Origin of the sequence: Nonomuraea polychroma (assembly GCF_004011505.1) — a bacterium.
In the GTDB taxonomy this organism is placed as follows: Bacteria; Actinomycetota; Actinomycetes; order Streptosporangiales; family Streptosporangiaceae; genus Nonomuraea; species Nonomuraea polychroma.
Genome location: NZ_SAUN01000001.1, coordinates 8812381 through 8830478 on the forward strand (window position 1 = coordinate 8812381; position 18098 = coordinate 8830478).

General features: G+C 70.6%; 13 protein-coding genes. 2 read left to right on the forward strand and 11 right to left on the reverse strand.

Annotation, left to right across the window (positions count from 1 at the left end):
• Positions 1 to 345: 345 nt before the first annotated feature.
• Both EDD27_RS40505 and EDD27_RS40510 read right to left on the reverse strand, forming a co-directional pair.
• Positions 346 to 666, reverse strand: coding sequence for a DMT family transporter (locus tag EDD27_RS40505; RefSeq protein WP_127937080.1), 321 nt, complete (start codon positions 664 to 666; stop codon positions 346 to 348).
• Between the two features lie 34 nt (positions 667 to 700).
• Positions 701 to 1045 carry a DMT family transporter gene (locus tag EDD27_RS40510; protein ID WP_127937081.1) on the reverse strand — a complete coding sequence of 115 codons (345 nt, stop codon included), beginning with the start codon at positions 1043 to 1045 and terminating at the stop codon, positions 701 to 703.
• A 132-nt stretch (positions 1046 to 1177) separates the two neighbouring features.
• Between EDD27_RS40510 and EDD27_RS40515 the strand changes: the two genes are divergently transcribed.
• Positions 1178 to 1642: a MarR family winged helix-turn-helix transcriptional regulator gene (locus EDD27_RS40515; protein WP_127937082.1), complete on the forward strand. Its 465-nt coding sequence runs from the start codon at positions 1178 to 1180 to the stop codon at positions 1640 to 1642.
• A 128-nt stretch (positions 1643 to 1770) separates the two neighbouring features.
• On the opposite strand, the gene EDD27_RS40520 is transcribed toward EDD27_RS40515, so the two are convergent.
• Positions 1771 to 2793 (reverse strand): CehA/McbA family metallohydrolase, encoded by a 1023-nt coding sequence (locus tag EDD27_RS40520; protein WP_338324687.1) that lies wholly within the window; start codon positions 2791 to 2793, stop codon positions 1771 to 1773.
• Positions 2794 to 2957: 164 nt separating this feature from the next.
• Here EDD27_RS40520 and EDD27_RS40525 point away from each other — a divergent pair, with 164 nt between their 5' ends.
• A complete protein-coding gene (locus tag EDD27_RS40525; protein ID WP_127937083.1) occupies positions 2958 to 3146 on the forward strand; it encodes a hypothetical protein in 189 nt (62 codons plus the stop codon).
• A gap of 97 nt (positions 3147 to 3243) precedes the next feature.
• Here EDD27_RS40525 and EDD27_RS40530 read toward each other — a convergent pair whose 3' ends face one another.
• From EDD27_RS40530 to EDD27_RS40565, 8 genes are all read right to left on the reverse strand, one after another.
• A complete protein-coding gene (locus tag EDD27_RS40530) occupies positions 3244 to 6147 on the reverse strand; it encodes an AfsR/SARP family transcriptional regulator (protein WP_127937084.1) in 2904 nt (967 codons plus the stop codon).
• Between the two features lie 104 nt (positions 6148 to 6251).
• Complete coding sequence (locus EDD27_RS40535; protein WP_127937085.1) at positions 6252 to 6587, reverse strand: hypothetical protein; 336 nt, start codon at positions 6585 to 6587, stop codon at positions 6252 to 6254.
• A gap of 106 nt (positions 6588 to 6693) precedes the next feature.
• Positions 6694 to 8076 carry an NAD(P)/FAD-dependent oxidoreductase gene (locus EDD27_RS40540; protein WP_127937086.1) on the reverse strand — a complete coding sequence of 461 codons (1383 nt, stop codon included), beginning with the start codon at positions 8074 to 8076 and terminating at the stop codon, positions 6694 to 6696.
• Positions 8077 to 8102: 26 nt separating this feature from the next.
• The gene (locus EDD27_RS40545; RefSeq protein WP_127937087.1) at positions 8103 to 8309 is read right to left on the reverse strand and encodes a hypothetical protein; all 207 of its coding nucleotides are present in this window, start codon (positions 8307 to 8309) and stop codon (positions 8103 to 8105) included.
• A 180-nt stretch (positions 8310 to 8489) separates the two neighbouring features.
• Entirely contained in the window at positions 8490 to 11348 is a 2859-nt protein-coding gene (locus EDD27_RS40550) for an AfsR/SARP family transcriptional regulator (RefSeq protein WP_127937088.1), read from the reverse strand.
• Positions 11349 to 11591: 243 nt separating this feature from the next.
• Positions 11592 to 14429 (reverse strand): AfsR/SARP family transcriptional regulator, encoded by a 2838-nt coding sequence (locus tag EDD27_RS40555; RefSeq protein WP_164904004.1) that lies wholly within the window; start codon positions 14427 to 14429, stop codon positions 11592 to 11594.
• A gap of 180 nt (positions 14430 to 14609) precedes the next feature.
• On the reverse strand, positions 14610 to 16367 hold the full coding sequence (locus tag EDD27_RS40560) for an ABC transporter ATP-binding protein (protein WP_127937090.1): 1758 nt from the start codon (positions 16365 to 16367) through the stop codon (positions 14610 to 14612).
• A complete protein-coding gene (locus EDD27_RS40565; protein WP_164904005.1) occupies positions 16364 to 18097 on the reverse strand; it encodes an ATP-binding cassette domain-containing protein in 1734 nt (577 codons plus the stop codon). The genes EDD27_RS40560 and EDD27_RS40565 overlap by 4 nt, the downstream gene beginning before the upstream one ends.
• Between the last annotated feature and the right edge of the window lies 1 nt (position 18098).

Sequence of the window (18098 nt, forward strand, 5' to 3'; positions counted from 1 at the left end):
TGAGTTACCGCAGCTCAGCAGCGGGTGATGGGTGATGGCGGTTTCGGTGATCGACAGCTACGTGTACGGGTTCGCGCTGCAGGAGCAGCAGTTGCCCTTCGAGACGCCCGCGAAGCCCAAGGACGCCGCTAGCGAGCTGGTCCCCCGCATGCCCGCCGACCCGTACCCACCTCCGGGAGACGGCCGTCGAACAGGCCGGCAGCCATGCCGTACCGGGCTACGCGTGAGCCACCGTCGACCGCATCCCCGCCGCGGCCGGCACTCGGCCTCGGCGACGGCCAGGGTGACGGCTGGGGCGAGGCCTTCGGTCAGCCAGGCGGGTTCGTCGACGATCGGCATCGCGGGTCAGATCCCTGCGGCAATCTTGAGGAGCACCACGCCGCCGATGATCGCGGCAAATGAGGCGAGCTTGACGGGGGCGATCTTCTCCTTGTAGATGAGTGCGCCGAGGACGACGGTGCCGATTGAGCCGATACCGGTCCAGATGGTGTAGCCGACGCCCACGTCCAGTGTCTTCAGCGCCAGGCTGAGGGTGAAGATGCCGCCGGCGGCCGACAGCAGGGCGAAGACGGATGGCCACAGCCGGGTGAAGCCTTTGGTGGCGTTGGTGCCGAGCGCGAAGCCGATCTCGAACACGATCGCGATGGAGAGATAGATCCAGGCCATGATGACGTTCCTTCGGGAGAGGGCGGGCTGAGGGTCAGGCGGCGGACGGTTTGGTCGCGGACAGGCGGTCGGCGAGCTTGAGTCCCAGAACGCCGCCGATGATCAGAACGAAGGCCAGGGCCTTCCACACGGTCAGTTCCTCGCCGAAGATCACGGAGCCGAGCAGTACGGTGCCGACCGAGCCGATGCCGGTCCAGACCGTGTAGCCGACGCCCACGTCCAGCGTCTTCAGTGCCAGGCTCAGGAAGAAGATCCCGCCGGCCGCCGCGGCGGCGGTGAGCAGGGACGGCCACAACTGGGTGAAGCCCTCGGTGGCGTTGGTGGCCAGGGCGAAGACGACCTCGAAGACGGCCGCGACGAGCAGGTAGATCCAAGCCATGCCAGAACTCCTCATTTATTTGCATGTATCTGCAAGTATTGGCCGACGAGCAGAAGCTTGCATGTACATGTATCCTTTTGTCAATCCCGGGTCCGAGAAAGACCGGGGACGCCATAGAAGGAGGAGGCACCCATGGCTTCGACGGCTCCCGCCCCTACCTCGATCCCCGCGCCCTCAGCACTCTCCAGTTCGTGGGATCACGTGCTGCTGCTGCACGCCCGCGTGGAGACCAGTCTTGCCACCACCCTCCAGCGGCGGCACGGCATCGGCCTGTCGGAGTACCGGGCGCTCGGTCACCTGGCCGCCTCGCCCGCCGGCGAGTTGCGCATGCAGGAGTTGGCCGACAAGATCGGGCTCAACCAGAGCTCGGTGACGCGGCTGGTGGCGCGGCTGAACGCGGCGGACTTCGCGTACCGGGATCTGTGCCCGGACGACAAGCGCGGTGTCTACACCGTCATCACCGAGGCCGGCCGAGCACGCTACGCCGAGGCGAGTCTCACCTACGAGGCGGCGCTCAGGAGCGTGCTGGAGAAGGCGGGACAGGCGGATCCGCGGCTCGCCGTGACACTCGCGGCACTGGGATTGCCCGGCAAGTGACCTGGATCGCAGATCGGGGACGGCCGGCGTGCACGGCCGCGAACGGTGCCGACCTGGAAGAATTCGCAGGTGATCGACTGAACGCGGGGCCAAGAGCGGTCCGATGGCACGCTTGGCATCGCGGCATTTCAGCTCAGGACGATGGGGTTGGTGAGCGCCGCCATGTGCCCGCTGGGATGACGAACCTCGATCCGGACGAACGCCGACTCCTCCGCGCTGGTACGCCACTCCGAGACGTCTGATCCATTGCCCGGCAACGATTCCCGGTGCACGGTCCCGCGCTCGGTGTGAAAGCTGACAGTGCCGGACGGCACGCCACGCACGTCCACTCGTACCACAGCCGGTCCGCCGCAGGTATCCAGCCGCTCCCCGATGTGGGCACTACGACCACCAGCAGAGACCTGGAGCGACAGCTCAACCGTGGCCGATTCGGCGATCCAGCTCCGGCCGGCACGGATGCCGCTGAGAACCGCGTCAGTACTCAGTTCATCGGCCAGCACGACAGTGTGCGGCGTGCCGATCTGGCCCTCCAGATGGGTATCGCTGTTGCCCATCGCCGGCCGCCACCGTCCACCGCGGATGTCGACGGCCAGGCTGCGACCCCATTCGGCCAGTGCCGCCCCATTGTCCGCCTGCCACGGCTCATCGGAGGTCCACAGCCCGTTCCATACCTCCACCACATCAAATCCGTCGAACGGGTACATGAAGACGCCAGACGGGTACGGCGCGTGCGGGTGGGCCGCCACGCATAGCCCACCGGCCTGATGTACCTGGTCCAGATACTTGCCGATCATGTCGTTGCGGACGCGATACCGCCAGTCGACCACCTGCCCCGGATTGATCCCGAGCGCGAGCCAGTGCCCGGTTTGGCTGGTGGCTTCCTGGCCAATGATCACCAGCAAATCGTCACCGGCGAGCGAACCCCAGGCTCCATGCGCTTCTGATGTGTTGTGCTCGGTGGTCGCGATGAAGTCCAGGCCGGCCGCGCGGGCACCGGCCGCAAGCTGCTCGGGCGTCAGCTCTCCGCCGTTCGAGAGGACCGAATGCACATGGCAGTCACCTCGATACCAGCCATGCCCCCGACCAGCCACCCGTCTCGGCGGGAACTGTGACTTTGACATCTGCTCCGCCGTCCCATCGTCCGTGACCATCCGGGCAGCGTACTCACCGCAGCGTAGGGATCCACAAGATCCAGGTGGCGATTCAACGGCCGCCTAGAGCGAACAGGACGAGCTGCCAGAAGGGGAACGGTACGGCGGGAGCGGTCGGTCGCGCCCTTGACCCCTGGGATCGGCAGATTGCAGGCTGACGATCTATGGGCAGGAGGCGCTACGTCGCCAGAGGCGTTCCCGGCGGCTACCGCATTTGGGACAACAAGGCGCGCCGCTGGTGGGGCGACCTCTACGAGCTATGCCCCGACGATCTGCTCGACGAGCTGAACGGCGCACGCGACTACGACAAGGTCACGGCTCTCCTCAAGCGCTACCGGGCCATGAAGCGGTAGCGGTTCTCCCACTCCAGTGGACGTTCTGCTGGATGCCTGACAGCAGCGCTGAAGCACCGATGCATGGCCGGGGTCCTGATACGCGATTCGACATCGGTCAGCGGATCTTGAGCAGGCCCACCATGAGGGTGGTCAGTTCCGTCAGGGACAGTTCGCGTCCCCGGGCTATCAGGCGTGCGTACTCGTCCTGCGGGAGGGCTTCGCGTACGGCGGCGGCCTCGCGGGGGCCGTCCAGCGGGTCCATCAACTCGGGCGAAAAGCCCACCCGGCGGCCGACAGCCTCCACTCCGCCCATCAGCACGGCTGCCTGGTCGGCCTGTCCGGTCAGCACGAGGGCGTGGGCGGCGGTGTGGATCAGCACAAGTCTGGAGGTGACGTCCTGGTGACGGTCGAGCGCGTCAAGGATGCCGGCTGCGATCTCCAGGGCACGCCGGCCGTCGCCACGATCGCAGGCGGTTTTCATGGCGGCCCACGCCGAAGAGCCGGCCGCCCAGTCATGGCCGCAGGAGTCGGCGGTCGCGACGGCTTCGGCCAGGACCGTGGCGGCGGTCGGAAGATCTCCTAGAACCCGGGCGAGCATGCCCTCCACCATCAGCGCTTCGGCCACCAGCCAGTCCTCCCCGGCACGCCGGGCGAGGTCGACTGCGCTGCGGGCGAGCGCCGGAGCGTCAATGGGCATGCCGGCGAGCACGCCGAAGTGCGTCTGGTAGACCCGTGCGGATGCCTCGACCATCAGGTCGCCGGCCTCCCGCGCCTCCCGCTCCGCCAGCACGACAGCCTCGTACGCCTGCGCCGGCTGCCCGGCCAGGTAGCTGAGCCCGCTGACGGCGAGCCGGGCCCGCCCACGGACCGCCGGCTCGGCGTGCGGCGCCGCATCGAAGGCCCTGGACATCCAGGACAGGCCTTCGGCGATGTGGCCCATGCGGTACCAGAACCAGTACAGCGCTCCGCCCAGTCGCAGCGCGTAGTCACCATCCCCGGCGGCCAGCGCGGAAGCGAAGGCGGCGCGGAACTCCGGCTGCTCCTGGGTCAGCCGATCCAGCAGCTCGGCCGCCTGCGGGCCGCGGAGCCTGCGCTCGGCGCTCTCCGCCTGGGCCAGTGCCCAGGCTCGGTGTCGTTGCTGGGTCTGCGCGAGGTCGTCCGGGTCGAGCTCGCGCAGCGCGTACTGACGCAGCGTCTCCAGCAGCCGGTAGCGGCGCGGTACGGTGCCGGGCTCGACACCGACCAGCGACTTGCGGACCAGGGCCGACAAGGCAGGCAGCGCGGGAGTCTGGCCTCCGACCGCACCCGCGGCGTCGAGGTCGAATCCGGCGGCGAACACGCTCAGCCGGTGGAAGAGCCGCTGTTCCTCGGGTTCGAGGAGCCGGTGGCTCCAGGCGATGGTGGACTCCAGCGCACGATGCCGGGCGGGCAGGTCGAGCGGGCCGTCGACCAGCACATCGAAGCGGTTTTTCAAGGCGTCGGCGATCTGGCCGACGGAGAGCATCCGGCAGTGCGCAGCAGCCAGTTCGATGGCGAGCGGAATGCCGTCGAGCGCGGCGCAGAGTCCGGGGATACGGTCGAGGTCGTCCACGTCGGGGGACCATGCGGGCAGGACCGCGGCAGCCCGTTTCCTGAAGAGTTCAGTCCCATCCCCGGCCGGGTCGAGCGGCCGTACCTCGTAGACCGCCTCGCCCTCCACGCCCAGCGCTTCGCGGCTGGTGGACAGTACCCGCAGGCCACCGCAGCGGCTCAGTAGCACACCGGTGAGGGCGGTGACCTCGTCCAGCAGGTGCTCGCAGTTGTCGAGCATCAGCAGGAGGCGCCGCCCGGCGAGCACGGCCGACAGGTCTTCGGCGGTGGATGCCCCGGGGATGCCGACGGCGGCGCCGATCGCGGCGGGCAGCAGTTCGGGTGAGGTGAGGCCGGCCAGTTCGACCAGCCAGGTCCCGTCGTCGCGGTCGGTACGGCCCCTGGCCGTCTCCAGCGCGAGGCGTGTCTTGCCCACTCCGCCCGGGCCGGTGAGGGTGACGAGCCGGAACTCGGCCAGCAGTCGGTCCACGGCGGCGATGTCGTCCGCGCGTCCGACGAGGCTTGACAATGCGAACGGCAGGTTACCGACGGGGGCCGCCGCCGGACTGCGGGCCGGCGCGACGGGGGCGGTGTCGGGCCTGGTGGCGGCGGGGGTTGCAGCGCCGACGTGGGCGCCCGTGGTTCCGGCGGAGCGGGCGGGCGGCGGGTCGAGCCGGGGATCCTGAGCGAGCACCGCGGACTCCAGGTCGCGTAACCGGGGTCCGGGGTCGATGCCCAGCTCGTCGGCGAGCCGGTGCCGTGCCGTGCGCAGCGCCGCGATCGCGTCAGCCTGCCGCCCGGACCGGTACAGGGCAAGGACGAGCAGCTCCCAGCCGCGTTCCCGCAGCGGTTGCTCGGCCACCAGGGACTCCAGCTCGCCGACCGCCGCAGCGTGCCTGCCCAGGTCGATGGTGGCGGCCAGCCGGTCCTCGTACGCGGCCGCACGCAGGTCCTCCAGCCGGGCCGCTTCCGTGAAGGCGAAACCGGCCCCGTCGAAGTCCGCGTAAGCGGGACCACGCCACAGCTCCAGCGCCTCGGTGAGCAGTCTCGCGGCGGGGCCTGGTCTGCCGCCGTCCAAAGCACGCCGCCCCGCCACGGCAAGGTCGGCGAAGCGCTCGGCGTCGACTGCGGATGGATCCGCCCGCAGCACGTAGCCCGTGCCCTCACGGACCAGGAGCCGGGGCGGAGCGCCGGGCGGGCGTTCCGGCTCCACGGCCCGGCGCAGCTGTGAGATGTAGACGTGGAGGGTCGTCGGTGACGAGGGCGGGGAGCCTTCCCATACCTGGGACGTGATCCGCTCGACGGAGACCATCCGGCCCCTGGCGATCAGCAAGACGGCCATGATCGCCCGCTGCCGCAGACCGCCCAGGCCGACCGCCTGTCCCGCCAGCTCGGCCCTGAGGGGACCGAGCACCCCGAACCGCACGGTATCGGGAGCGACGCCGCCCATCGGCCCCCTCTCGCACACCTCGTGGAGATCTCCTGCGAGGGTAACCGAAGGGCTGCGCCCCAGAAAGGGGGGCGCGGAGGGTTGACCGGCGGCTGTGGAGAGGGTCAGCTCGTGCAGGTGGCCTTGGCCGAGACGTACCGGCGGACGGCGTCTCCATTCGTGGCCGTGACCGTGAGCTTGTCGCGGCTGAACGCGTCGGAGGTCGTGTCCAGGCTGGTCGAGACCGACACTCCGGTGCCGGCGGTGATGGTGATCGTATCGGTCAGCATCGTGGGGGCGTACGAAGGGCACATGGCCAGGAAGGATCTGGTGGCGCCGGGCTCGACCCAGACCGCGTTGCCCGCGGTGGCCGTCGCCGCCGAGGCCGGGGCCGCGCCGGCCGTCAACCCAGCGGCCACGGCGGTCGCCAGCACAATGCCCGCGGTGATGTTTTTGATCATGATGATGTCCTTTCTCTCCAGTCGCTTCGGGACTGTTTTCGATCTCGGGTGTCCGGCGCCAGGGTGCCCGGCGCCAGGATGCGCGGCGCCAGGATGCGCGGCGACGTCACTGGCCGGCCGGGATCTGCTCCCGCGCAGGAAGCCGGGGGTGGGCCGGGCCGGCGTTGGGACGCGGCCTGAGCACACGGGCCAGGACGCCGGGCGACAACAGGCGCTGTGGAGGGGCCTGCAGGTTGGCCACGCTCAGGAAGGCGTTCCCGACCACCGGGTCCGCCTCCGCAGCCACGTGGAGGCGTGCGACGTAGCGGTTGAGCAGCTTCACGCGCAGCGGGCGTGGAGCCTCGACGGACGGGAACCGCAGATCACCACCGACCGACAGGTCCCAGGGCACGTCAATGATCCGCGCGGCCCGCTCGAAGAAGCGGCGAGCCAGGCTGTCGCGTCCGCCGTCCTGCAAGCACTCACGCAGGGTGGCGGCCTCGCAGGCGGCCACCGTCATGCCCTGCCCGTAGCTGGGGTTGAACTGGCACAGGGCATCACCGAACACCACATAGCCCTCGGGAAAACGGCTTAGCTGTTCGTAGCGGCGCCGGATGCTCACGGGGATGCGCATCCGCCGCGGGTCCCCGAGCGGTTCCAGACGCTCCAGGAGGCGGTGCAGGTCCGGGACCGGAAGCCGGGCGGCGAACCCGTGGTATCCGTCCGGGTCGACGGGTGGGACGTCGTCCCCCATGCCGAACAGGGTGACGAGCCAGCGGTCTCCCTCCGCGCTGAGGGCGACCCCGCCCCTGGGGACCGACGCGCTGTGCCCGACCACCATGGCGACGAAGTCGGCGTCGCCCGGCCGGCGCCGGTAATCACGCGAGACGTACTGCAGCCGGGAGTCGACACGTTCCTCCGGTGCGGGCTCGTATCCCAGTCGGCGCAGCCACTCCGTGCCCCGGTTTCCCCGGCCCACGGCGTTCACCACGAGATCGGCCGCCATGTCCTCGGGCTGGTGCCCCGAACGCTGCAGACGTACCCCGGTGACCACGCCCTCCCTGCCGGCGATCGGCTCGACCACCTCGCAGCGGTCGTGGATCACCACGCCGGGAAGATCCGCGACGCGGGAGCGCAGATACCGTTCGAGCTCGGGCCGGCTCACCGTCAGGCCGCGCAGCTGTGAAGGCGCGGGGTGCAGCAGCCGGCCGTCGTTGTACCAGCGGACGTCGTCCTGGATGTCCAAGGTGGTGGCGCCCGCGGCGACCAGGTCCGCGGTCAGCCCGGGGAACAGATCCTCGAGGATCTCGCAGCCCCGGGACAACATCCCGTGCGCGTGATGCCCCTGCGGCACGCCCCGCCGGGGGACGCCCTGGGCGGGCAAAGCGTCACGGTCGATCACCGTGACCCGGTCGAACGTCTCGCTGAGCACCCGGGCCACCAGAAGCCCACCGATCCCGGCTCCCGCGACGACGGCGTGTCCGGTGGGCGGGTGTCCTTTGCGTGTCATGGCGTCTCCTCACCCCTCCGTCCGGATCAGACCCACTGGGAGGGGTCGCCCGCCACAGACCCCCATTGGGTGGGATCGCCCGCCACGGAGTCCCACTGGGAGGGGTCGCCCGCCACGGACACCCACTGGGAGGGGTCGCCGTCGGTGGCGTGGGCCGCCGTGGCGCCCAGGCCGAACAGGAATCCCAGGGCGATTCCCGCCGCCGCCGCGCTACAGATCATTCGCTTGATCATGATTCACCTCGTTGTCCGGCCGCCCGGACCAGGCGGCGCCGCGTTCACAACAACGAGAGTGGGCCGGCCTGCTTGGGGGCCGGTGGGAACGGGCTTTCCCAGCGACTTCCAAGGCTTCCAAGGCTTCCAAGGCACCAGCGGCCCGATCAGCGCCCCCGCCGATGGCGGGGGCCGCTGCTATCAGAGGATCATCGTGATCAACGAGGTGAGCAGGGCGCTCGCATCCTGCCGAGACATCGCGCGCCCGCGGGCCGCATGCCGTTCGTACTCCTCCGGCGCAAGCGCCTCGCGTACGGCGGCCGCCTCGCGCGGCCCGTCCAACGGGTCCATCAGCTCCGGGGAGACGCCGGCTCGCTTGCCGATCGCTTCCACGGCCCCCATCAGCACGGCCGCGTGCTCGGACTGCCCGGTCAGCACGAGGGCGCGGGCCGCGCTGTGCACCGTCACCAGCCAGAAGGAGATGTCTTCGTAACGGTCCATCGTGGCCAGGATGTCCGCCGCGACGGCCAGTGCCCGAGTGCCGTCCCCACGGTCCGAAGCCGTCTTCATGTCGCACCAGGCCGCCCCGTCCGCGACCCAGTCGTGGCCACTGGAGCGAGCGGCGCTTACGGCCTCCTGAAAGACCGTGTCGGCGCCCGGCAGGTCCCCCAGCACCCGCAGGACCATGCCCCGGACCATGAGCGTTTCGGCCTCCAGCCAGTCCAGGGCGGTGCGCCGGGCCATCTCGACGGCCTCACGCGTGAGGGGCTCGGCGTCGAGCGCCGCCCCGGCCAGCAGACCCAGGTAGGGGACGTACGCAGTCGCGCCCGCCTCCGTCACCGCGTCACCTGCCTCGCGGGCCGCCTCCATCGCCGAACGGGCCGCCTGGTACGCCTGTGGCGGCAGTCCGGCCAGGTAGTACAGTCCCGTGAGCGCGTACCAGGCACGCGCCCGGACATCCGCTCCAGCTCGCGGGGCCGCCGCGAACGCCTCGGACAGCCAGGTGAGGCCCTCCGCCACATGCCCCATCCGGAACCAGAACCAGAACAGCGCGCCGCCCAGCCGTAGCGCGTACTCGCCGTCACCCGCCGCCAGCGACGAGGTGAACGCGGCCCGGAACTCCGCCTGATCGCGGCTCAGCCCGTTCAGCAACGCCGCTCCCTGCGGGCCGCGGAGATGGCGTTCGGCGTTCTCAGCCCGGGCCAGGGCCCAGGCGCGGTGGCGTGCCTGTGCCTGGGCCAGTTCGTCGGGGGAGAGCGCGGACAGGGCGTACTGGCGCAGGGTCTCCAGCATCCGGTAGCGGCGCGGCGCGGTGCCGGGTTGGGCGGTGACCAGCGATTTGCGGACCAGCGCCGACAGCGGCGCCAGGACGGGATCGACTCCACCGACCGCGGCGGCGGCCTCCAGGTCGAAGCCGGCTTCGAACACGCCGAGCCGGTGGAAGAGCCGGCGTTCCGCAGGCTGCAACAAGTGATCGCTCCAGGCGACGGTGTCCAGCAGCGTGCGATGGCGGTCCGGCCGTCCGACTGATCCGTCCACCAGCAGGGTGAAGCGGTCCTCGACGGCATCGGCGATCTGGGCGACGGACAGCACCCGGCTTTGCGCGGCGGCGAGTTCGATGGCCAACGGGATGCCGTCGAGCCGCTCACACAGGGCGGCGATCCTTTCCCTGTCGCCTGGCGCGGCCGCCCAGCCGGGCGAGACGGCGGCCGCACGGCGCAGGAACAGATCCGCGGCCTCCGTGGCGGCATCCAGGGGCGGCACTTCGTAGACCGCTTCACCCGAGATGCCCAAGGGTTCGCGGCTGGTGCACAACATCCGCACAGTGCCACAGCGGGTCAGCAGGGTGTGGACCAGCATGGCGGCGGGGACCAGCAGATGCTCGCAGTTGTCCAGGACGATCAGCATGTCACGGCCGGCGATCATCCCGGCCAGCTGATCGGGGGACGGCACGGTGGGCAGACCTAAGGCGGCGGCCATGGTCGCGGTGAGCAGTTCGGGCGCGTGCAGACCTGCGATCTCCACGAGCCAGGGCCCGTCGGCGTCGGTACGGGCGCGGGCGACCTCCAAGGCCAGGCGGGTCTTGCCGACCCCGCCCGGACCGGTGAGCGTGACCAGCCGGTGCCCGTCCAGCAGAGAGGCGACGGCCGCGAGGTCGCCGCCGCGGCCGACGAAGCTGGACAGCGCGAACGGCAGATTGCCCGAGGGTGGTGCCGGAGCCGGAGGGTATGACCTGCGGCTGGGCTCAGCCGATCTCGGGGCCAGCCGCGGGTCCTGGGCGAGTACGGCCGCCTCCAGGTCGCGTAGACCGCGTCCCGGATCGATGCCCAGCTCGTCGGCCAGGCTTCTGCGGACCGCTCGAAGCGCGGCGAGCGCGTCGGCCTGCCGCCCTGACCGGTACAGGGCGAGAACCAGCAACTCCCAGCCGCGCTCCCGCAGCGGCTGCTCGGCGACCAGCGCCTCCAGCTCGCCTACGGCAGCGGCGTGCTGCCCGGACGCGATGACGGCGGCGAGCCGGTCCTCACGCACTGTGGCCCGCAGATCCTCCAACCGGTTCGCGTCGGGCACGGCGAAGGCGGCTCCGCCGCAGTCGGCATAGGCCGGGCCCCGCCACAGCTCGAGCGCCTGTCCGAGCAGGTCCGCGGCGAGTTGCGGTTCGCCGCCCTCCAGCGCGCGCCGGCCACGAGCGGCCTTCTCGGTGAAGCGCTCGGCGTCGACCGCGGCGGGTACCGCTCGGAGGGCGTATCCGGGTCCCTCGCGCACCAGCAGCCGGGCCGGGGCGCCGGGCGCTCTATCTGGCTCCAGCGTCCTGCGCAGATCGGCGACGTACCCATGGAGTGTCGTCAGGGAGGGGAGTCGCGAGCCCTCCCACACTTCGGAGAGGATCCGATCTGCCGAGACGCTCCTGCCCCGCGCGATCAGCAGCAGCGCCAGCACGGCCCGCTGACGGGGTCCGCCAAGCCCCGCCGGGCGACCGCCGACCTCGGCCCGGAGCGGTCCCAGAACGCCGAATCTCACGCCCTCGGCCACGCTCACCAGCAGACCTCCCGCCGCACTCAACGCGCTGCGAGAATATCCGAATCATCCATATATACGAAGAAGGCACACCGGCCCACAGTTCGACCGAAGGCACAGGGGAAGCCACGGTCGGTAAAGGGCACGTCGCCGGCGGCGTGGTAGCGCTTGGTGCAGGCGGTCAGGCGGTCGCGTCGTCTCCGTAGATCTGCAGCCGGAGTTCGCGGGCCTTGGTCATGTGCTCGCGGCGCGGTCTTCGGCCGCCGAGCGGGCTCATTGGCCTGGCGGTCAGAGCATGTTCTTGATCGGGTGGGGTGTTTCCGGTACGGGCCGGGCGAGGATCTCGTTCGCCTCCCTGGGCGTGAGCAGGCGGGCGTCGCGCAGGAGGCCGACGGACTCCTCCCACTGTTGCCGTGCTTCGCCGTGCCGTTCGAGGTCGTGCAATGTGACACCGAGCCACCAACGTGACACGGCTTCTCCCAGGCGGAATCCCGACTCGCGGAGCAGCCGCACGGCCACCGTGTAGCTTTCCACCGCCTCGGTCGGCCGGCCGGCGTGGCGGTAGACGTCGCCGAGCGAATCGTGTGCCGTGCCCCCGCCGATGAGCGGGTCCACCTTCGACCACAGCTCCACCACCTGGCGTGCTTCCGCGATCGCCTCGTCGAAGCGCCCCTGACGGCAGTAGACGTGCGCCCGGTTATTGCGGATCGCGGCCCCAGCCCATGGCCGTTGGGCGCCGTCGTTGAGCTCCAACGCGGACTCCAGGTAGCCGAGTGCCTCGTCGAGACGGCCCACGATCGTGTTGATGACACCGAGGTTGTTGAGCACCCCGAGCTTCCGCCGAGGCAGTTCCGCGCGGTCCCAGTCGGTGAGAGCCGTCTTCAGTTGCGCGATCGCGGCGTCGTTACGACCCTGATCTCGGTAAACCCAGCCGAGGAAGCTGCGGAGCTGGGCCTTGTCGGCCCATGCCGCGATGCGGTCGGCCACCTCGATGGCGTACGCGTAGATGTCGGCCAGTTGCGTGTGCCAACCCTGGTAGCAGAAGGGCCAGTGGAGTCCGATGACCAGGCTGACGCCGTTCGCCGGGTCGGGGCCGTCCAGGGCCTGCTGCGCGGCGGCGAGCAGGTTGTCCCGCTCGGCTCGGACCCATTCTCCCGCCTCCTCCAGGTCCTCGAAAGTGATACCGGCCGACTCGACGGGGCACCGCGGTACGGCATCGCGGTTGAGCATGGGGTTCACCGTCCAGAGGGTCCCCCGGTAGTGGTGGAGCGCACGCCGTACGGCGGCGGTGCGTTCCTCCTCGGACAGGTCCTGGTGTGCCCGTTCGCGGGCATAAAGGCCGACCAGGTCGTGGAACTGGTAGCGGTCGGGTCCGGCGGGCTCGAGGAGGCGGGCGTCCTGCAGGCGTTCCAGGGCGGCTTCGGCGCGGTGGTGGGGCCAGCCGGTCAGGGCGGCGGTGGCGGCCGGGGTGTGGGTGGGCAGGTCGAGCAGGCCGAGCAGCGGCAGCAGATAGGCCGCGTCGCGGCCGGTCGGTTCTTCTCGGAGGTGGTGGTGACTGACCGCGATACCGGCGCGGACGGCCAGGTCGGCGTACTCCAGCATGTCCAGGCGGCGGGTGGCGTCGGCCAGCCGTACTTCCAGGTCGGACAGGGTCCAGTCGGGGCGGGCGGCCAGGCGGGCGCCGACGATCCGCAGGGCGAGGGGGAAACCGCCGCACAGGTGGACGATCCGCTCGGCCGCCTGCGGTTCGGCGCGTACGCGGTCGGGTCCGGCCAGGCGGGACAGGAGCGCGGCGGCGTCGCCGGCGTTCAGGGTGCCCAGGTGGAGGTGGCGGGCGTTGTCCAGGGTGGCGAGCGGGTCCCGGCTGGTGATCAGGACCCGGCAGCCGGGGCCGGCGGGGATGAGCGGGCGGATCTGGCGGACGTCGCGGGCGTTGTCCAGGATGACCAGCAGGTTGCAGGTCGCGGTCAGGGAGCGGTAGCGGGCGGCGGCCTCGCCCGGGTCGGCGGGGACGGCGGCGCCGTCCAGGCCGAGGGAGCGCAGCAGGTGGCGCAGAGCTTGGGCCGGGGTCAGCGGATCGAGGCCGGGGGTGGATCCGTGCAGGTTGAGGTAGATGACGCCGTCGGTGAATCGGGCGGCCGTGGCGTGGGCGACGTGGACGGCCAGGGCGGATTTGCCGATGCCGCCTGGTCCGTCGATCACGGTGATGGCGGGCCCGTCGGCGGGGCCGAGTGCGGTGCGCAGGCGGTGGATCTCGGTGGCGCGGGCGGTGAAGGCGTGGGTGTCGGCGGGCAGTTCGGCCGGGATGTACGGCTCGCTGACCGTGATCTGTTGGGCCGGGGTGGTCAGGTCGAGGACGGGGTCCTTGGCCAGGACGGCCCGTTGCAGGCGGCGTAGTTCGGCGCCGGGTTCGATGCCGAGTTCGGTGACCATGATCCGGCGGGTGTCCTGGTAGACGGCGAGCGCTTCGGATGGGCGGCCGGCGCGGTGCAGGGCGAGCATGAGCTGGGCGGCGGGGCGTTCGCGTAGTGGGTGCGCCCGCACGTGTACGGCCAGGTCGGCGGCCACCGCGTTGTGGTCGCCCGCGGCGAGGCGGAGATCGGCGTGGTCTTCCAGGACGGTGAGGTGTTCTTCTTCCAGACGGGTGGCTTCGATCTGTGCCCAGGGAGCGGTCAGCTCGGCCAGTGGCTTGCCTCGCCACAACTGCAGGGCCGAGCGGAACAGGGCGTCCGCGGCGGCCGTGGCCCCCTGCGCATGGGAGGTGCGGGCACGTTTGGCCAGGCGGGTGAACAGGTGGGCGTCGACGTGGTCGGGTTCGAGCGCGAGCCGGTAGCCGCCGGGCATGGTCTCGATGATCTCTTCGGCGGTGTGGGGTCCGAGGGTTTCGCGGAGTTTGGAGACCACGATGTGGAGTTGTTTGCCCGCGGTTGCCGCCGAGCTGTGTCCCCATATGTCGGTGAGGATCCGCTCGGTGTGTACGGTCTGCCCCGCGTCCAGGGCGAGTCTGGCCAGCACGCCGATTCGTCGTTGCCCGGCGAACCGGACCGGTTCGTCACCGGCCAGAACCTGCCACGGGCCGAGGAATCTGATCTCCAGCGCCATGAGGAGCGTATTTCCCTCCTTCAACGGAGTCGGCATTGTAACGAGATGGCCGAGCTCATTCGCGGCGATGACGGATGGAACGCCGTCTTCGTGCGAACTTCCGGCGTCTCGGTTCACATGTGCATGTCTAGGCGTGCGGGCTTACATGTGACTTGCAGACCACCGATCACCGAGCGATCTCCGGTGGTGCTGACGCCGGAATTCTCACTGGTAGGCGGATGCCTGGAGGTCGTACAAGCGGGCGTACCGGCCGGCGCGGTCGATGAGCTCGGCATGCGTGCCGCTCTCGATGATGCGCCCGCCGTCGAGCACGACGATCAGGTCGGCCATCCGGATGGTGGCGAATCGGTGCGAGACGAGCAGGGTGATCCCGCCGGTGGCCCGCTGCCACTCCTGGGCCGCCTCCGCGTACCGCTGATAGACCTCGTACTCGCTGGCCGCGTCCAGCGCCGCGGTCGGTTCGTCCAGCACGGCGAGGAGCGGCATGGAACGCATGAACGCTCGCGACAGGGCGATCTTCTGCCATTGGCCGCCGGAGAGCTCGACGCCGTCGCCGAGCGCCTTGCCGAGCCGGGTCTCCTCGCCCTCCGGCAGGCGGGCGAAGACCTGGGCGGCGCCACCCTTCTCGGCTGCCTCCGCGATCTCGTGCATCCTGGGCACGTCGCCCACGCCGACAGCCTCGCGGGCCAGGAACGGGAACCGGCTGAAGTCCTGGAAGGCCGAGGTCACGCGTTCCCGCCAGCCCGCGGGATCCATCTCGGTGAGGGGTGTCCCGTCCACGGTGATGGTCCCGGCGGTCGGACGGTGGAAGCCGCAGAGCAGCTTGACCAGTGTCGTCTTCCCGCTGCCGTGGTCACCGACCAGCGCCACCGTGGCCCCGGCCGGGAGACGCAGGTCGATGCCGTGCAGTACGGGCGGACCGCCGTACGAGAAATCCACGCCGGAGAGGGCGATGCCGTCGCGGAGCCGGTCGGGCGGCGAGAGCGTCCCGCTGGTGCTCGCCGCGTACAGGTCGCGCAGCCAGAGATAGTGCCCGACCATGGTGAGGCCGCGTGCGGAGCGGGTGATCGCGTTGGTGAGCAGGTCGAGCTGGCCTCTGATCTGACCGCCGAGCGTGGCCACCAGCAGCAGCGCGCCCGGGCTGACCACGCCGGAGAGTGCCAGCTGGGCGGTGAGGAACAGAGCCCCGATGAAGGCCACCACGAAGACGAGCGAGCCGATCAGAGTGAGGCCGCCGACGGCGAGCGTGGTACGCCAGATGATCGCGGTCCGCTCCTCGCGCAGGCGACGCGCGATTGCGGCGGCGTGGGCGCCGGAGGTGCCGAGCCGGAGCTCCTTGGCCGAGTTCGCCTCGGTGATCGTCGTGAAGAGGTGCTGTTCGGCCCGGTTCCGCTCGGCGGTCTCCGCCCTGGCCGCCTCGGTCCTGCGCGAGGCGGTGCGGGTGAGCAGCATCGACGGCACTGCGAAGAGCGGCAGCACGAGCAGCACGGGATGGACCCAGGCCAGCAGAATCGCCGTGATGACCAGCCAGAGCCCGCTCTGCACCACGTTCAGGACGGACATCCCGGTGACGACGGTCCGCCCGCCGAGCCCGCGGATCTGCTCGATCCGGCGGAGCGACTCGCTGTCCTCCAGGTGCGCGATGGTCGGCAGGGTCGCGCACCATCGAATGATCCGCCGGTCCAGCACGGTGCCGGCGTCGCCGCCCAGCAGGCCTGCCTGCACCTCGATGACGCGGCTGCCGGCCAGGACGAAGGCGCCCGCCGTCGCCGCGCAGAGCGCGCCGCCGATGAGCAGCGGACGGGACCCGGACAGCGCGCCGTCCACGATCCACTGCAGGCCGAGTGCGGTCAGCCCAGGAGTGATCGCCCTCAGCGGGGTCAGGATGAGCAGAAGCCACGTCTTCCCCGGCGCGTGGCGCAGGCACTCGGTCAGCAGGGTGCGGATCTCGACGACCCTCATGCGCTCTCCTTGAACTGCTGGGCCTGGAGGCGGAACATGCGCGCGTATTCCCCGCCGGCGGCGAGCAGTTCGTCGTGGGTCCCGTCCTCGGTGATCCGCCCACCGGACAGCACGACGATCCGGTCCGCCTTCCGCACGGTGGAGAACCTGTGTGAGATGAGGACGACGGTCGCCTGCCCCCGCACCTGGCGGATGCGGTCGAAGGCCTCCAGCTCGGCCTCGATGTCCAGGTTGGCGGTCGGCTCATCCAGCACCAGGAGCCGCGCCCCGCACGCGGCCGCCAGCGCCGCCCGGGCAAGCGCTATCTTCTGCCACTGGCCACCGGACAGGTCGCCGCCGTCGGTGTACTTGGGCGAGAGCACCGTCTCCCAGCCCTTGGCCAGCTTTTCGATCAGCTTGGTCGCGTCCACCGCGGCGGCCGCCGCCTCGACCTGCTCCCGCGTCGCCTCCGGCGCCGCGATCCTGATGTTCTCGTACGCGCTCAGTTCGTACCGGTTGAAGTCCTGATAGACCGCGTACGCCGCGGGCTCGGTGACCACGATGCCGGTCCGCGGTCGGTACTGGCCGGTGAGGAGCTTGGCGAGGGTCGTCTTCCCCGCCCCGTTCACGCCTACGACCGCGATCACCTCGCCGGGTGTGAGGGTCAGCGTCACGCCGTTCAGTACGCGGACCTCCCCGTACCCGAAGACCACGTCCCGAAGGGCGATCTCTCCGGCGCCGTCCGATCGGGGCGGCGGCTCCAGGTCGGGGGCGAGCGCGCGAATCCGGGTGACCGCGTCCACGGCCGGCATCGCGACCTCGTCCATGTCCTCCCCCTGGCTCGACATGGAGATGACGAACATGGCGGAAACCGCGCCGATCGTCGCGGCGATCTGGCCGACCGACACCTCGCCGGAGGTGGCCACCGCCACGTACACCACCGACGCGGTCGCCGCCCACCCGAGGAAGACCGACATCTCGCGCCGGAGCAGGGCCACCCTCGAGTCGACGACCCGCCGCGCGGCGTCAGCGGTGTTCTCGTCCGCGTGTTTCTGCAGCCAGTCGGTCAGCCCGAAGATCCGCACCTCCTTGGCGTCCCGGTGGTCCGACATCATCGCGGCCCACACGCGCCCGCGCATCGCGGCCGGCATGGTGCCCGACACCACCCTGAGGAACTCTCGCCACATGCTCGCTCGGTAACGGCCCAGCAGCAGCGCCACCGCGGCCGTCGCCGGACCCCACCACCACACCACCTGGGACAGCACCAGCATCGCCGTCACCAGCCCCGCCATGGTCAGCCCGGCACGGAACCGGCCTACCGCCGCCGCCCCGATGCCCTCGTCGGTCCAGGTCAGCAGCGGCGAACGCATGGTGGTCAGCTCGTCCTGGACGGCGACGTCCTCCACCCGGTCCAGGGTCGGCAGCGCCAGGACGCGGGAGGTCAGCTCCTCGCGGACCGCGGCGTCGATCCGCCCTGCCACCCTTTCGGCCAGCGGCCAGCTCATCGAGCGGAGCACGTTGCCGGTGACCAGCAGCGCGCCGAGCAGCGCCAGCATCGTCCCGATGCCGCTCCAGGAGGCATCCTGCCGATCTGCGCCCTGCGCCAGGCGGCCCACCAACTCGCCGGTCACCAGTGCTACCGCGGTCGGCTCCACCAAGAGGAACAACTCGAGGAGGGAAACGGCCACCAGCCACGGCCAGCCGGCCAGCACGAGGAAGCCCAGCAATCGGGGCTTGGGAGAGGGGGGCACA

What these genes read in the sequence shown, in the direction of transcription:
- EDD27_RS40540 (WP_127937086.1), bottom strand. Translation starts at nt 8,076, where the DNA reads ATGACACGCAAAGGACACCCGCCCACCGGACACGCCGTCGTCGCGGGA.
- EDD27_RS40520 (WP_338324687.1), bottom strand. Translation starts at nt 2,793, where the DNA reads ATGGTCACGGACGATGGGACGGCGGAGCAGATGTCAAAGTCACAGTTC.
- EDD27_RS40505 (WP_127937080.1), bottom strand. Translation starts at nt 666, where the DNA reads ATGGCCTGGATCTATCTCTCCATCGCGATCGTGTTCGAGATCGGCTTC.
- EDD27_RS40545 (WP_127937087.1), bottom strand. Translation starts at nt 8,309, where the DNA reads ATGATCAAGCGAATGATCTGTAGCGCGGCGGCGGCGGGAATCGCCCTG.
- EDD27_RS40515 (WP_127937082.1), top strand. Translation starts at nt 1,178, where the DNA reads ATGGCTTCGACGGCTCCCGCCCCTACCTCGATCCCCGCGCCCTCAGCA.
- EDD27_RS40560 (WP_127937090.1), bottom strand. Translation starts at nt 16,367, where the DNA reads ATGAGGGTCGTCGAGATCCGCACCCTGCTGACCGAGTGCCTGCGCCAC.
- EDD27_RS40510 (WP_127937081.1), bottom strand. Translation starts at nt 1,045, where the DNA reads ATGGCTTGGATCTACCTGCTCGTCGCGGCCGTCTTCGAGGTCGTCTTC.
- EDD27_RS40525 (WP_127937083.1), top strand. Translation starts at nt 2,958, where the DNA reads ATGGGCAGGAGGCGCTACGTCGCCAGAGGCGTTCCCGGCGGCTACCGC.
- EDD27_RS40535 (WP_127937085.1), bottom strand. Translation starts at nt 6,587, where the DNA reads ATGATCAAAAACATCACCGCGGGCATTGTGCTGGCGACCGCCGTGGCC.
- EDD27_RS40530 (WP_127937084.1), bottom strand. Translation starts at nt 6,147, where the DNA reads ATGGGCGGCGTCGCTCCCGATACCGTGCGGTTCGGGGTGCTCGGTCCC.